Here is a 13,693-nt window from a genome sequence, read left to right on the forward strand (position 1 = left end):
CGCGCAAACTATTGCACGAGCCTGGCGCGGCGCCCAATCGGGACACGTAACACCACATCGGTGCCGCCCTCGGCGGCATCGTGCATACGCAGCGAACCGTCGAGTTCGGCGGATACCAGGGTCCGCACAATCTGCAGGCCGAGGCGGTCGGACTTTTCCACGCTGAACCCGTCGGGCAGCCCGCGGCCATTGTCATGAACCACCACGTCGAGCCAGCGGGCCGACCTCTCGGAGCGAATGGTCACCGAGCCGCCCCCGCCGACACGACCGACGGAACCGCCGCCGTTCGGGTCGAAAGCGTGCTCGATGGCGTTTTGCACCAGTTCGGTGATCACCATGATCAGCGCCGTGGCCCGGTCGGAGTCCAACACGCCGAGCATGCCGGTCCGGTTGATCCGGATCGGCGTATCCACCGTCGCCACGTCATTCATGATCGGCAGGATCCGGTCGATCACCTCGTCGAGGTTGACTTCTTCGTTGACCGACATTGATAACGCGTCATGGACCAGCGCGATCGACGACACTCGGCGCACCGATTCGATCAGCGCCTCGCGGCCTTCTGAGTTCGTCGTCCGGCGTGCCTGCAGGCGCAGTAGCGCAGCCACGGTCTGCAGGTTGTTCTTCACCCGGTGGTGGATTTCTCGAATCGTGGCGTCTTTGGACATCAGTGCACGATCGCGGCGCTTGACCTCGGTCACGTCGCGTACCAGCACCGCCGCCCCGGCCGCCGCGCCGTGCACCACCAGCGGCAGCGTACGCAACAACACCGCCGCGCCGCCGGCGTCCACCTCCATGCGCATGCTCGAGCCGCCGGCCAACGAGTCCTGCACATGGTCGGCGAGTTCCTGGGCTTCGAACGGATCGGAGATCAACGGACGGGTCACCTCGACGAGGTTGTGGCCCTCCAATTCCGAGGTCAGACCCATCCGGTGATAGGCCGAGAGCGCGTTCGGGCTGGCGTAGGACACCACACCGTTGACATCGAGGCGGATGAAGCCGTCACCGGCCCGCGGGCTGGAGCGCGACATTGCCACGTCGCCCACATTGGGAAAGGTGCCTTCCGACAGCATGTGCACCAGATCTGCTGCGCAGTCGACGTAGGCGGTCTCCAGTGGACTGGATTTGCGGACGGCGGCCGCCTCTGCGGTTTGATGGGTCAGCACCGCGACCACCCGGTCGCCGTATCTGACAGGCACCGCTTCGACGTTCAGACCGGTCTGTAACCGCGGATCCTCGTGAGCCGCAACATTTCCGCGCCCAATGACACCGGAATCGAACGCCGCTGCGACCAGCGGCACCTTGTCGGCGGGAAAGACGGTGCCGACAGCATCCCGCAGTAGGACCGTCGGCGCAGTATTGGGCCGGCACTGCGCCACACATACCAGCGCGCTGTCGTCGCGGCGTACCCACATCAGGTAATCGGCGAACGACAGATCAGCCAGCAGCTGCCATTCCCCGACCACCGCGTGCAGGTGGTCGACGGCGCTACCCGGCAGGATGGTGTGTTCGGCGAGCAGATCACCCAGAGTCGACATCAGTCACTCCCGGTGTTTGGGTTCGGCAAAGCCAATGGCTAACTGATGACCGCGATAAGATCGCCGGCCTGGATGACATCTCCCACCGATACGCTCACTTTGCTGACTGTGCCGGCGACTTCGGCCAGGACCGGAATTTCCATCTTCATCGACTCCAACAGCACGACAGTGTCGCCTTCGCCGATCTGGTCGCCCTCTTTGACCACGACTTCGAGCACGCTGGCCACGATCTCCGCGCGGACGTCCTCGGCCATCATTACCCCGTTCGTCACCCAGCCGCTGTTTGCGCCATTCCCGTCGCTCACATCGAACCACAATCGGCCATCGTCGGTGCGCCGAGAGGGTCCTCCGGGGACCGCCTCGCAGAGAGTAAGCAAACTCCAAGATTGGTAAGCAAATCTATAGAGTTCGTTCCGTGACCGTGTCGTGTTTCTTTTGTGACTATTGAGCAGCATTGTTTCCAGAGTGATTTGAGTGGCTGAAGAGCATTGGGTGTACGAATTGAGTGGAGGTGCAATTCCGTTGTTCACGAACATGTTTGAGATTTCGAAGTCATGCCGGCCGGTGGTTCGCGCGACCGTCGGCGCGGGGGTTGCGCTTGCCGCGATGGCTGGGATCGGTCTTGGCAGCGGCGTCGCCGCGGCGACTCCCCAGCAACCTGTCCTGGTCGATGATCCAGTGCCCGTTCCCGCCGCCGACCCCACCAGCGGTGTGGGCATCAGCAATGCGATCTTCAACGAGTTGGGTGCGCTGCTCAACGCTGTTTTCCCGGGCAGCGGATCGGCGTTCATGCCCGCCAGCTCCGGTGCAAGCCCGGTGACTCCCGGGTACCCCAGCACGCTGCCCGGCCAGGTTCCCAGCACCCTGCCGGGCCAGGTTCCCAGCACCCTGCCCGGCCAGGTTCCTGGCCAGCTTCCCGGCACGCTGTCGCCGGGCCAGATACCCAGCACGCTGCCCGGCCAGGTCCCCGGCACGCTGACGCCGGGCCAAACCCCCACATTGCCCGGCCAACCCAGCACCCTGACCCCCGGCCAGCTGCCGGCGACACCGGGCACGCTGACGCCAGGCCAGACACCGGCAACACCGGGCACGCTGACGCCGGGCCAGACACCGGCGACACCGGGGCTGCTGTCGCCCGGCCAAACCCCGACATTGCCGGGCCAACCCAGCGCCCTGACGCCCGGCCAGACCCCCGCGATACCGGGGTTACCCGCCCAAACGCCTGGGGCGACCAACCTTCCGGTTCCGGGGCAGAACGTCCCGGTTGTGTAGCCCCTGGCACCGCCGAACTTCGGCAGCATGAAAGACTGACCAGCCGGTATACCTGCAAGGAGGATCAGTCATGGCCAAACGAGGCCGGAAGAAGCGCGACCGCAAGTACAGCAAGGCCAACCACGGCAAGCGCCCGAATTCCTGACCCGGCGTCGTTGCGGGCCGGCTGGGCAATCCCGTCTCAGAGGGGCCAGGTGCCCTGACGGCGGATGATGGTGGTCCGGCTGATCTCCAGACGTAACCGTTCGCGAAGGCCCTCCGGGGCCTTCTCACCTCGGCATTTCATGGCGATCAACGACTTGATCCGCTCCTCGAGCCCGTAGTGCCGCAAGCAACCGGGGCATTCCTCGAGGTGCTGACGCAGCTTTTGGCGGGTTTCCGCGGTGCACTCACCGTCGAGCAGGCTCCATACCTCGGCGATGACTTCAGCGCAGTCGGCCTTGGCGCGGGCGTCCTCAGCGCTACCCGATCCGCACGAGAACTCAGTCACGACGACACCTCCTCGGGCGCCTGGCCGCCTCGGAGGAAGCCCCGTTCCTTGGCCACGTCGGCCAACAACCCACGCAGCTGGCGTCTGCCGCGGTGGAGGCGCGACATCACCGTGCCGATCGGCGTATCCATGATCTCGGCGATCTCCTTGTACGGGAAACCTTCTACATCCGCGTAATACACCGCCATCCGGAAGTCCTCGGGCAGCGCTTGGAGCGCTTCTTTGATCTCGGTATCCGGCAGCGCCTCCAGCGCCTCTACCTCGGCGGAGCGCAACCCCGTCGAGGAGTGCTCAGCGCTGGCGGCCAGCTGCCAGTCGGTGATTTCGTCGGTCGGATATTGGGCCGGCTGGCGCTGCTTTTTGCGGTAGCTGTTGATGTAGGTGTTGGTCAGAATGCGGTACAGCCATGCCTTGAGATTGGTGCCCGGCGTGAACGAGCGGAAGCCCGCATAGGCCTTCACCATGGTCTCCTGCAGCAGGTCTTCGGCGTCGGCCGGATTGCGCGTCATGCGCAGGGCGCCACCGTAAAGCTGATCTAGCAGCGGGATCGCGTCGCGTTCGAAGCGTGCCGTGAGCTGCTCGTCCGTCTCCTCCCTGGGATCGGGCGCGGCCACTTCGGGCCCGGTCGAGCCATCGCTGTCGGCCATCTTGGTTGTCACAATCCCTTCGGTAGCGGTATCACCGGACAGCCCGGGCACCAACACCGGACGCTCCAGCAGGCTCATCGCCGTTGACACCAGACTCCCCTTCTCCCCAATCTAAAGGCTGCACCCGACAGTGTCTTGTGTGGCCGTCACGGCGGCCACCGAACTGTGATGGTCAACAGCTTCGGCGACCCGGCTATTTCCTGGCCAGGCCAACCGTCGGTACCTGATTTGGACCGCTGATCCCGGCCCGGCGCTCGCGGCGTTACTGTGACGCCATGTCTCTGAACGGCAAAACCATGTTCATTTCCGGGGCCAGCCGCGGTATCGGCCTGGCGATCGCCATGCGGGCCGCGCGCGACGGGGCCAACATTGCGCTCATCGCCAAGACCGCCGAACCGCACCCCAAATTGCCGGGCACGGTGTACACCGCGGCGAAGGAGCTGGAGGACGCCGGCGGGCAGGCGCTGCCGATCGTCGGTGATATTCGCGACGGCGACTCGGTTGAGGCGGCAGTCGCCCAGACCGTGGAGCAGTTCGGTGGCATCGACATGTGCGTGAATAACGCGTCGGCGATCAACCTGGGATCCATCACCGAGGTGCCGCTGAAGCGTTTCGACCTGATGAACGGCATCCAGGTGCGCGGCACCTATGCGGTGTCGGCGGCCTGTATCCCGCACATGAAAGGCCGGGACAACCCGCACATCCTGACGCTCTCGCCGCCGATACTGCTCGAGTCCAAGTGGCTCAAGCCGACCGCGTACATGATGGCTAAATTCGGAATGACGTTGTGCGCCTTGGGTATTGCCGAGGAACTGCGTGCCGATGGCATCGCATCCAATACCCTGTGGCCACGCACTCTGGTAGCCACCGCCGCCGTACAGAACCTGCTGGGCGGCGACGAGGCGATGGCGCGGGCGCGCAAGCCCGAGGTGTACGCCGACGCCGCCTACGCCATTCTCAACAAGCCCGCCGGGGAGTACACCGGTAACTCGGTCCTGTGCGAGGACGTATTGGTCGAATCCGGGGTCAGCGATTTGTCGGTGTATGACTGCACACCGGGCGGTGAGCTCGGGGTTGACCTGTGGGTGGAAAGCCCGAACCCGCCCGGATATCGCGCGCCATAAGTCGATGCCGGGCGCGGCGACTCCGGCGCTTGCGGCGCTATCGGCCGCAGGCGTGGCGCATGAGGTGGTGAGGTTCGCCCACGATCCGCAGGAAGGCTCGTTTGGCGACGAAGCTGTCCGCCTGCTGACCGACGCGCACGGCATCGCACCGGAACAGATCTACAAAACGCTGGTCATTGCCGAACCCAACGGACTGGCCGTTGCCGTACTGCCGGTGCCGTCCCGACTGTCGCTGAAGGCCGCGGCCGCGGCATTAGGGCTTTCCCGCGCGACGATGGCTGACCGCACTACTGCACAGCGGGCGACCGGCTATGTGGTGGGCGCGGTGTCGCCACTTGGGCAGCGCAAACCGCTGCCAACTGTCATCGACGCCGACGTGCTGGGCTGGGATCGGGTGTATTGCAGTGCCGGCCGGCGCGGCTGGGACGTCGCGGTGTCTCCGGCAGATCTGATCCGGCTCACCGGCGCGGTGACCGCCAACATTCAAGCCTGACTCCCCGGCAGGTCCGCAACAACGAGCCGATATCCGAGATCCAGCGCTGGCTTGTCCAGAAGATCGGCATGCCGACGTGTCCACGCGCCAGTGGCAAGATCGGTGCGCAGCCGTGAGAGTCCCTCCCGGAGCAGAGGTTCCGGCGTCAGGGCGAGCATCGACATCCCGGCTCGGGCTTCGGCCTCGAGGTAGGCGTGTGGGCGACGCCAATAGGCTCCGCCAAATCCGTCAACGCAGTCGTACGGAATCGGGACCGGCTGGATCGACGCATTGCCAAGCAACGACACCAATTTGGCGATCGGCACAGCCAGCCGCGCATCCGTCTCCGCGGCAGCGGGCAGGTATTCGCGCAAGAGCCAGAATTCACGAAAGACGGCCTCGTCCCAGGTGAGGATGACAACACGGCGGCGCGCGATGCGCGTCATCTCGGCGATCCCGACCTGCAGATCGGCCCAGTGGTGCACGGTCAGCACCGCGAGTGCGGCGTCGACAGCAGCCGTGCTGATCGGCAGGTGTTCTGCAATAGCCTGGATCACCGGTGCGGCACCAACCGGGCGTTGCGCGATCATGACGCGACTGGGTTCCACCGCGACGACGGTGTTCGACGGTTCGTAGGAGCCGGTGCCGGCGCCGATGTTCGCAATCGTCGCGATGCCCTGCAAAGCATGGTCGATAACCGCGCGAATACGTGGGTCCGATTGCCGGGTCACCGAATACGTGCGTCCGGCTTGGTCGTATCGGCGGCGACCCGCTGCGCCCGGCTCCGCCGCGCTTGCGATCGCCGCCAGGTCGTATCGAGTCAATGTCGGGCCAGCATGGCGTGCACGCTGTCGGCGAATGCGGCGGTGGTGAAGCAGATCGGTTCGGCGAATTCCTCCAGCGTGAGCGCGTCGTTCCAGCTGGCGTCGGCCGCGGTGCGCAGCAGCGGCTTCGTCATCGCGATGGCGTGGGCGGGCATCGAGGCGACGCGCGAGCACCAGTCGTCAGCCACGGCGAGAAGCTGGTCATGGGCGACGACTTCGTGCACCAGGCCGAGTCGTTGCGCGGTGTGGGCGTCGATGTGCTCCCCCCGCAGGTAGTACGCCAGCGAGCCCTGGTAGCCGAGACACCGGGTCAGCGCCCAGCTGGTGCCGACCTCGGGAATCAGACCGAGATGGCCGAACGCGGGGACGATCACCGCGCGTTCGCTGGCGATGGTCAGGTCACAGGTCAAGGCCCAGGCCAGCCCGACTCCGGCGGCGGGGCCGTTGAGCGCGGCCACGAAGATGGTGTCCGATCCGGCGATCAGCCTTGCGATGCCGCCGAATTCACGACGGATCCAGCGCCAGACATCGGCGACTCCTTCGGGCTGGCTCAGCTGCTCGGTGGCCGCACGCATCATTTTCAGGTCACCGCCGGCGCTGAAGCCGGGGTCCTCGCCAGTCACGACGACCGCGCGGATATCGGTGTCGGCGGCGAGGTGCTCCAGTGCCCGCCGCAGTTGTCGTACCAGCGGCGCGGAGAGCACGTTGAGTCGGTCGGGTTCGTCGAGAGTCACCACCGCGCGGTCGCCGCGGTGCTCGACGCGAACCCGCGGCGGCGCCTGCCGGTCGTCGCCATCGGCGACCATGCGCTTGTACAAGGATTCGTTCAACGGTCGTCCTCCTCACTATCGTTGGCGCGCAATGCCGTCCACGCGGCATCGGCGAATGCCCGGACGGCGGCCCGGGGCATTCTCGTTTCGCCATCGGCGATCCAATGCCGACTGAATTCCTGTGCCGGGCCGAACCACAGCGCAGCGGTGATGCCCGGGCGGATCGGCTGCAGCACGCCGTAGCTGTGGTGCGGCCGCCACCAGTCCCGGATGGCGGAGAAGAACTCATGGTTGGACTCGCGCAAGGTGGCGCTGTCGAGCCGATCACCGAGCAACAGCGCCGCCTCGGTGCGGTTGGCGGCCACCCATCGCAGGTGATGCTCGACGCCACCGCGAATCCCGCCCTCGGCGGTGGCCTGCCCCCTCAGCATCGTCACGAACCCGACCTGGTACTCCCCCATCACCTGGGCGTAAACGGCGGCTGCCAGTGTCGACTTGTCCGGAAAGTGGTGATAGAGCGCCCCGACGCTCACCTCGGCCTCACGGCGGACCTCGTCCAGCGTCGCTGCCAACGCTCCGTCGACCGCGAACCGCCGCCGGGCTACTTCGAGCAGCCGCGTCCGGGCGTCGGGCTGTCCGCTCGTGGTCACGAGATTAACTCTATCGGAACCGAGTAACTCTCGGTCGCCTGCCCGCGGCTGGAGTGGGCGTCGGCCCTAATCGAATTCGATGACGCCGCGGATGTTTCGACCCTCTCGCATGTCGGCAACGGCGTCGTTGATGTCCTCGAGCCGGTAGCGCCGCGTCACCAGTTCGTCGAGTTTGAGCTTGCCGTTCTGATACATCGACAGCAGCATGGGGATGCTCGCCCGCGGGTTCATCCCGCCGAACAACGCGCCCTGCAGTCGTTTATGCGACACGATCATGTCGGTGAGCATGAGCGGCACCAGCATTTCGCCGTATGGCGTTATTCCGGTCAGCACACACGTTCCACCCTTGCGGGTCAACATCATCGCCGGAGCAAGCAGATTGGTGTGGACGACGCCCGCAGTGATGATCACCCGGTCGGCCATCACGCCTTGCGTGAGGCTCCGTACCAGTGGCAACGCCGCCTCCACCGATTCCGCGGTGTGCGTGGCGCCGAATGATATGGCGGAATCACGTTTGAACGCAACAGGATCCACACCGACTACGTATTTCGCGCCAGCTGCGCGGGCGCCCTGCAGGGCATTCATCCCGACGCCGCCGACGCCGATCACGGCCACGGTGTCGCCCGGCTCCGTGCCGGCGGTCACCGTGGCTGATCCCCACCCGGTAGTGACACCACACGACACCAGCGCGGCGGCGTGCATCGGCGTCGTGTCGTCGATCTTGATTACTGACTTGTCGGAGGCCACCACATATTCAGCGAAGGTGCCGAGTTGCATCAGTGCCAACAGGTCCTCATCGTCGACGTGGCGGCGCACCGTGCCGTCGGTGGTCATTTCCCTGGCGTATGCGCCGGCACCGAGATCACACAGGTAGGTCATGCCCGACACACAGAACCGGCAGCTGCCGCAGGCGGGAATGAACGACATCGCCACCCGGTCACCGGGCCGCACCGAGCGCACCTCCGGACCGACCTCGGCCACCACGCCGGCACCCTCATGACCGCCCAGCAGCGGGAAGGTCTCTGGAACTTCGATTCCGTTGGCGCGCATCATCTCCGCGATCTCCGGACCGGGAACCAGGTCGCCGGTGGCGAAGTGGTCGTCGGAATGACACAACCCGGCCACCGACATCTTCACCAGCACCTCGCCGGCGTGCGGCGGATCCAGCGTGATGTCGCAGATTTCCCAGTCTTTGCCGATCCCGCGCAGCACCGCCGCCCGGCATTTCACCGGGCGGCCCTCGGCGCGATACCGAGCCGCCGCACCCCTCGAGCGGCGGACGCGCGCAACAGGCTCAATGCGAATTTGACCCGACGCGGCGAGGTCGGATACCAGAGCAGCTCCTTGGATTGGGTCGGCACCCGCGGCGAGGTGATGGCTTGTGGCCGGCAGTATTTGAGTACCCCTGCCGCACCTCCCCAACGGGCGCCGACCCCGGACTGTTTCCAGCCGCCCATCGGCACGTCACAGGCAAATGCATTGCACAGAACGTCGTTGATGTTGACCGCCCCGACATCGAGCTGACGGGCGATCCGGTCACCGCGTTCCTTGTCGCCGGTCCACACGGTGGCCGACAGCCCGTATACCGAGTCGTTGGCCAGCCGGATCGCCTCGGCTTCGTCGGCGACCTTGACCACCGGCAGGGTGGGTCCGAACGTCTCCTCGGTCATGCACGCCATGGAGTGGTCGACGTCGACGAGAACCGTTGGCTGAAAGAAGGTTCCGGTTCCGGTCGGCTTGCCGCCGGTCACCACCCGGGCACCGGCGGCGACCGCCCCGTCGACATGGCGTTGCACGATGTCGCGCTGGGCGCTGGTGGCCAGCGCTCCGACGTCGAAGGCGAACGTGCGGTCGTCCTGGCCCTGCCGCAGCCGCCGGACGTTGTCGGTGAGCTTGGCCACGAACTCGTCGTAGACCGGTGCCTCGACGTACACCCGCTCCACCGACACGCACACCTGTCCGGAGTTGAACATGCCGCCCCAGGCGATTCCGTTGGCGGCCCGGTCGAGGTCGGCGTCGGCCAGCACCAGCGCCGGGTCCTTGCCGCCGAGTTCGAGACTGTAGGGCAGCAGCCGCTCCGCGCAGGCGACGGCCACTTTCCGGCCGGTGGCGGTGGACCCGGTGAATTGCACGAAATCGGCGTTGGCGATGACCGCGGCGCCGGTGGCCCCGTAGCCGGTTGCCAGTGCCAGCACTGGCGGCGCACCGATCTCGGTCCAGCCGCGGACGAATTCCACCGCGGACAGCGGCGTCACTTCAGACGGCTTGAGCAGCACCGCCGCGCCGGCGGCCAATGCGGGCACCAGGTCCAACCCGGGCATCAGGAACGGGAAGTTCCACGGCGTGATGACCCCCACCACCGGATACGGGCGGTACGTGGTGGTGAGCTTCTTGGTCATCGCCAGCGGGTTGAAAGAGCGCGGATGCTCGTCGGTGAGGAATTGCTCCGCGCGACCGGCCCAGTAGTCCAGCAGGGATGCCGTGTTGGTGGGCTCGCCGCTGGCGTCCGCCCGGGTCTTGCCGGTTTCGGACTGCACCACGTCGATGATGTGCTCGGCGTTGTCGAGCACCCAGTCCTGGTACTTGAGCAGCCACCGCTTGCGGCCGCGCGGCCCGAGCGCCGCCCAGTCCGGTTGGAAAAGCCGCAGCTCACGCGCTTTTGCGGCGACGGCGTCAGATGTTTCGATCGGTACCGTGCCGACAACACGACCGTCAGCGGGGTTGCGTACGACGATGGTGGCGGTGTCGGTTTTGGGCTGAATCGCGGTCATGGCGCGATCATCTCGCCAGCTCAAGCGAGCTACCTAGAGTAGCCGGCTACCCCACTTGCGCTGGATCAGCGTTAGAGCAGCGTCACCTGTTCTGGCTGCTGCTCGGCCGGCTCCAGCAGCTCGGGCCCGTTGTTACGCACGTTGTTGACCAGCGTCGAAATCTCTCGCATCCGGATGCCGCGCACATCGGGCGGGCCCGCCAGCAACTCGAGATCCGGCGGAGCGTCGGGATCCAGCCAGCGGTCCCAATCGCGTTCAGCCACCACCAGCGGCATGCGATCGTGGATTTCGGCGAGCTCGCCGACCGCGTCGGTGGTGATGATCGTGCAACTGAGCAGCGGGGTGGCGTCTTTGGCGGGCTTCCATACCGACCACAGGCCGGCCATGAAAAGCGGCTCGCCATCCTCGCGATACATGTAGAACGGGGTCTTGCGGGCCTTCTTGCCGGCGCCGGGGTTGGCGCGCCATTCGTAGTAGCCGTCCATCGGGATCAGGCAGCGCTTGGACTTGGCGCTGGAGCGGAACGCCGGCGAGGTGGTGGCCTTGTCGGCGCGGGCGTTGATCAGCTGTGGGCCTTTGGGCTCTGGTGTGCCGTCAGCGTCCGCTTTGGCCCACGGGGGCACCAGCCCCCAGCGCATCACCCGCACGCGCCGAGTGGGCTCGTCGTCGGGCTCGTCGTGTCGGCGAACCACCGTCGCAATGGTGGTGGTGGGCGCGACGTTGTAGTTCGGCGCGTCTGAGGACCGGGCCGCCCTCCTTTCATCGATCGCCTGGATCTTCTCGGCCAGCACTGCCGGGTCGGTGGTGACCGCGAATCGTCCGCACATACCTTCCATGGTGCCGGGCAGGCGCAGACACGCAATGATGGACGCGTGAGCACCTGGTCAGCACCCGCCATGCCGTCGCCTGTCACGGCGACGGTGACCGTCCCCGGCTCGAAATCGCAAACCAACCGGGCCCTGGTGCTCTCAGCCCTGGCAGCCGCGGGCGGCGGCGTCTCCACGATCCGCGGCGCGCTGCGCAGCCGCGATACCGACCTGATGATCGGCGCACTGCGGGCACTGGGCCTGCAGGTCGAGGGCGCCGAGTCCGAGTTGAAGGTCAGCGGTCAGATCGCCCCTGGCCTGGACACCCGGGTGGAATGCGGGCTGGCCGGCACCGTGCTGCGTTTCGTTCCGCCGCTGGCCGCGTTGGGGGTCGCGACGGTCACCTTCGACGGTGACGAACAGGCCCGTGACCGGCCAATCGCACCGCTGCTGGACGCTCTGCGCGTCCTGGGCGTCGACGTCGACGGTGGCGCGCTGCCGTTTCGGGTACGCGGCACGGGGTCGATCACCGGCGGCACCGTGGGCATCGACGCCTCGGCGTCGTCGCAGTTCGTGTCCGGGTTGTTGCTGTCCGCGGCGTCGTTCACCGACGGGTTGACCGTGCAGCACACCGGCGCGGCGCTGCCGTCGGCCCCGCACATCGCGATGACCGTGGCGATGCTGCGCCAAGCCGGCGTCGACGTCGACGATTCAGCACCCAACCGTTGGCTGGTGCGCCCCGGCCCGGTGGCCGCCCGGCACTGGGACATCGAACCGGACCTGTCCAACGCCGTCCCGTTTCTGACGGCCGCGGTTGTCAGCGGCGGTACCGTGCGCATCACCGACTGGCCGTCCACCAGCATCCAGCCTGCCAGCACCATTCTGGACATCCTGCGACGTGTGAACGCCGTTGTCGGCCTTTCTGATTCGTGCCTCGAAGTGCGCGGTCCGGCGACATACGGCGGGTTGGACGTCGATTTGCGCGACGTCGGTGAGCTCACACCCGCGGTGGCTGTGCTGGCGGCACTGGCCGCCCCGGGATCGGTGTCGCAGTTGAGCGGGATCGCGCATCTGCGCGGCCACGAAACCGATCGGCTCGCCGCGCTGAGCACCGAGATCAACCGGCTGGGCGGTGACTGCCGAGAAACTGCCGATGGCCTGCGGATCACCGCGACGCCACTGGGACCGGGACTCTGGCGTTCCTATGCCGACCACCGCATGGCGATGGCCGGTGCAATCGTGGGCCTACGGGTGGCCGGTGTCGAGGTGGACGACATCGCCACCACCGCCAAAACGCTGCCGGACTTTCCACAGCTGTGGACGCGAATGCTGCAGGGGCCGCGCGGTTGAGGCCCGGCGACTACGACGAATCCGACGTCAAAGTCCGCTCCGGCCGGGGTTCGCGTCCCCGGACCAAGACCCGCCCTGAGCATGCTGACGCCCGCGCAGCGATGGTGGTCAGCGTTGACCGCGGCCGCTGGGGCTGTGTGCTCGGCGGCGACCCTGCCCGTCGCGTCACCGCCATGCGGGCCCGGGAACTGGGCCGCACTCCCATCGTCGTCGGCGACGACGTCGATGTGGTCGGCGACCTGTCAGGCCGACCGGACACCCTGGCCCGCATCGTGCGGCGGGGGGCGCGGCGAACGGTGTTGCGGCGCACCGCCGATGACACCGACACCACCGAACGGGTGGTTGTCGCCAACGCTGATCAGCTGTTGATCGTGGTCGCGCTGGCCGACCCGCCGCCACGCAGCGGCCTGGTGGACCGGGCCCTGATCGCCGCCTTTGCCGGCGGCCTGACCCCAGTGCTGTGCCTGACCAAGACGGATCTCGCGCCCGCGGCTCCGTTCGCCGAGCAGTTCGCCGACCTCGACCTCGCGGTGATCACCGCAGGCCGCGACGACCCGCTGGACGTTGTCGCGCCGATGCTGGTGGGCAAGGTCACCGTGCTGTTGGGTCACTCCGGGGTGGGCAAGTCGACTCTGGTGAATCGGCTTGTGCCAGAAGCTGGTCGAGCTGTGGGCGCAGTCACCGAAATCGGGCGGGGCCGGCATACGTCGACGCAGTCGGTGGCGCTGCCGCTCAACAGCAGCGGCTGGGTGATCGATACGCCGGGGATCCGCTCCTTCGGGCTGGCCCACATCGAGCCCGACGACGTGATGATGGCGTTTTCCGATCTGGCCGAGGCGATCGAGGACTGCCCGCGCGGCTGCGGGCATCTGGGTCCACCCGCGGACCCCGAATGCGCGCTGGACAACTTGACCGGGCCGGCAGCGCGCCGCGTCGCCGCGGCGCGACGGCTACTGGTCGTGCTGCGCGAAAGCTAGGCCAA

Annotated in this window: 16 protein-coding genes; 6 read left to right on the forward strand and 10 right to left on the reverse strand. The window is 66.8% G+C overall.

The window, feature by feature from the left end; genetic code table 11:
* Positions 1-8: 8 nt before the first annotated feature.
* Complete coding sequence (locus AC5Y5W_RS16890; RefSeq protein WP_500011694.1) at positions 9-1,535, reverse strand: sensor histidine kinase; 1,527 nt, start codon at positions 1,533-1,535, stop codon at positions 9-11.
* A gap of 38 nt (positions 1,536-1,573) precedes the next feature.
* Entirely contained in the window at positions 1,574-1,789 is a 216-nt protein-coding gene (locus tag AC5Y5W_RS16895; RefSeq protein ID WP_065016657.1) for a biotin/lipoyl-binding carrier protein, read from the reverse strand.
* A gap of 220 nt (positions 1,790-2,009) precedes the next feature.
* Between AC5Y5W_RS16895 and AC5Y5W_RS16900 the strand changes: the two genes are divergently transcribed.
* Positions 2,010-2,807, forward strand: a complete 798-nt coding sequence (locus AC5Y5W_RS16900) for a hypothetical protein (protein WP_500011696.1) — start codon at positions 2,010-2,012, stop codon at positions 2,805-2,807.
* Between the two features lie 70 nt (positions 2,808-2,877).
* A complete protein-coding gene (locus AC5Y5W_RS16905) occupies positions 2,878-2,952 on the forward strand; it encodes a 50S ribosomal protein bL37 (protein WP_003416889.1) in 75 nt (24 codons plus the stop codon).
* Positions 2,953-2,988: 36 nt separating this feature from the next.
* Here the strand turns inward: AC5Y5W_RS16905 and rsrA are convergent, their stop codons facing one another.
* Both rsrA and AC5Y5W_RS16915 read right to left on the reverse strand, forming a co-directional pair.
* Positions 2,989-3,297 carry a mycothiol system anti-sigma-R factor gene (gene rsrA, locus AC5Y5W_RS16910; RefSeq protein WP_500011697.1) on the reverse strand — a complete coding sequence of 103 codons (309 nt, stop codon included), beginning with the start codon at positions 3,295-3,297 and terminating at the stop codon, positions 2,989-2,991.
* Positions 3,294-3,944 (reverse strand): sigma-70 family RNA polymerase sigma factor, encoded by a 651-nt coding sequence (locus AC5Y5W_RS16915; protein ID WP_499886240.1) that lies wholly within the window; start codon positions 3,942-3,944, stop codon positions 3,294-3,296. Before AC5Y5W_RS16915 ends, rsrA begins: the two co-directional genes overlap by 4 nt.
* A 275-nt stretch (positions 3,945-4,219) precedes the next feature.
* Between AC5Y5W_RS16915 and AC5Y5W_RS16920 the strand changes: the two genes are divergently transcribed.
* Both AC5Y5W_RS16920 and AC5Y5W_RS16925 read left to right on the forward strand, forming a co-directional pair.
* The gene (locus tag AC5Y5W_RS16920; RefSeq protein ID WP_500011699.1) at positions 4,220-5,068 is read left to right on the forward strand and encodes an SDR family oxidoreductase; all 849 of its coding nucleotides are present in this window, start codon (positions 4,220-4,222) and stop codon (positions 5,066-5,068) included.
* Positions 5,069-5,072: 4 nt separating this feature from the next.
* Positions 5,073-5,561, forward strand: a complete 489-nt coding sequence (locus tag AC5Y5W_RS16925; protein WP_500011701.1) for a YbaK/EbsC family protein — start codon at positions 5,073-5,075, stop codon at positions 5,559-5,561.
* Here the strand turns inward: AC5Y5W_RS16925 and AC5Y5W_RS16930 are convergent.
* The 6 genes from AC5Y5W_RS16930 to AC5Y5W_RS16955 form a co-directional block, all read right to left on the reverse strand.
* A complete protein-coding gene (locus AC5Y5W_RS16930; RefSeq protein ID WP_500011703.1) occupies positions 5,552-6,364 on the reverse strand; it encodes a class I SAM-dependent methyltransferase in 813 nt (270 codons plus the stop codon). The genes AC5Y5W_RS16925 and AC5Y5W_RS16930 overlap by 10 nt on opposite strands.
* Positions 6,361-7,170, reverse strand: a complete 810-nt coding sequence (locus AC5Y5W_RS16935; protein ID WP_500011746.1) for an enoyl-CoA hydratase/isomerase family protein — start codon at positions 7,168-7,170, stop codon at positions 6,361-6,363. The genes AC5Y5W_RS16930 and AC5Y5W_RS16935 overlap by 4 nt, the downstream gene beginning before the upstream one ends.
* A gap of 20 nt (positions 7,171-7,190) precedes the next feature.
* A complete protein-coding gene (locus AC5Y5W_RS16940) occupies positions 7,191-7,784 on the reverse strand; it encodes a TetR/AcrR family transcriptional regulator (RefSeq protein ID WP_500011704.1) in 594 nt (197 codons plus the stop codon).
* Positions 7,785-7,850: 66 nt separating this feature from the next.
* On the reverse strand, positions 7,851-9,014 hold the full coding sequence (locus AC5Y5W_RS16945) for an NDMA-dependent alcohol dehydrogenase (RefSeq protein ID WP_500011705.1): 1,164 nt from the start codon (positions 9,012-9,014) through the stop codon (positions 7,851-7,853).
* Complete coding sequence (locus AC5Y5W_RS16950) at positions 9,011-10,555, reverse strand: aldehyde dehydrogenase family protein (RefSeq protein WP_500011707.1); 1,545 nt, start codon at positions 10,553-10,555, stop codon at positions 9,011-9,013. The genes AC5Y5W_RS16945 and AC5Y5W_RS16950 overlap by 4 nt, the downstream gene beginning before the upstream one ends.
* 71 nt (positions 10,556-10,626) lie before the next feature.
* Positions 10,627-11,382 carry an SOS response-associated peptidase gene (locus AC5Y5W_RS16955; RefSeq protein ID WP_500011709.1) on the reverse strand — a complete coding sequence of 252 codons (756 nt, stop codon included), beginning with the start codon at positions 11,380-11,382 and terminating at the stop codon, positions 10,627-10,629.
* A 45-nt stretch (positions 11,383-11,427) separates the two neighbouring features.
* Here AC5Y5W_RS16955 and aroA point away from each other — a divergent pair, with 45 nt between their 5' ends.
* Together aroA and rsgA are read left to right on the forward strand one after the other, a co-directional pair.
* Positions 11,428-12,711: a 3-phosphoshikimate 1-carboxyvinyltransferase gene (gene aroA, locus AC5Y5W_RS16960; RefSeq protein ID WP_500011711.1), complete on the forward strand. Its 1,284-nt coding sequence runs from the start codon at positions 11,428-11,430 to the stop codon at positions 12,709-12,711.
* Positions 12,708-13,688, forward strand: a complete 981-nt coding sequence (gene rsgA, locus AC5Y5W_RS16965) for a ribosome small subunit-dependent GTPase A (protein ID WP_500011712.1) — start codon at positions 12,708-12,710, stop codon at positions 13,686-13,688. The genes aroA and rsgA overlap by 4 nt, the downstream gene beginning before the upstream one ends.
* Positions 13,689-13,693 lie beyond the last annotated feature (5 nt).

Source organism: Mycobacterium sp. NGS51, assembly GCF_059812525.1.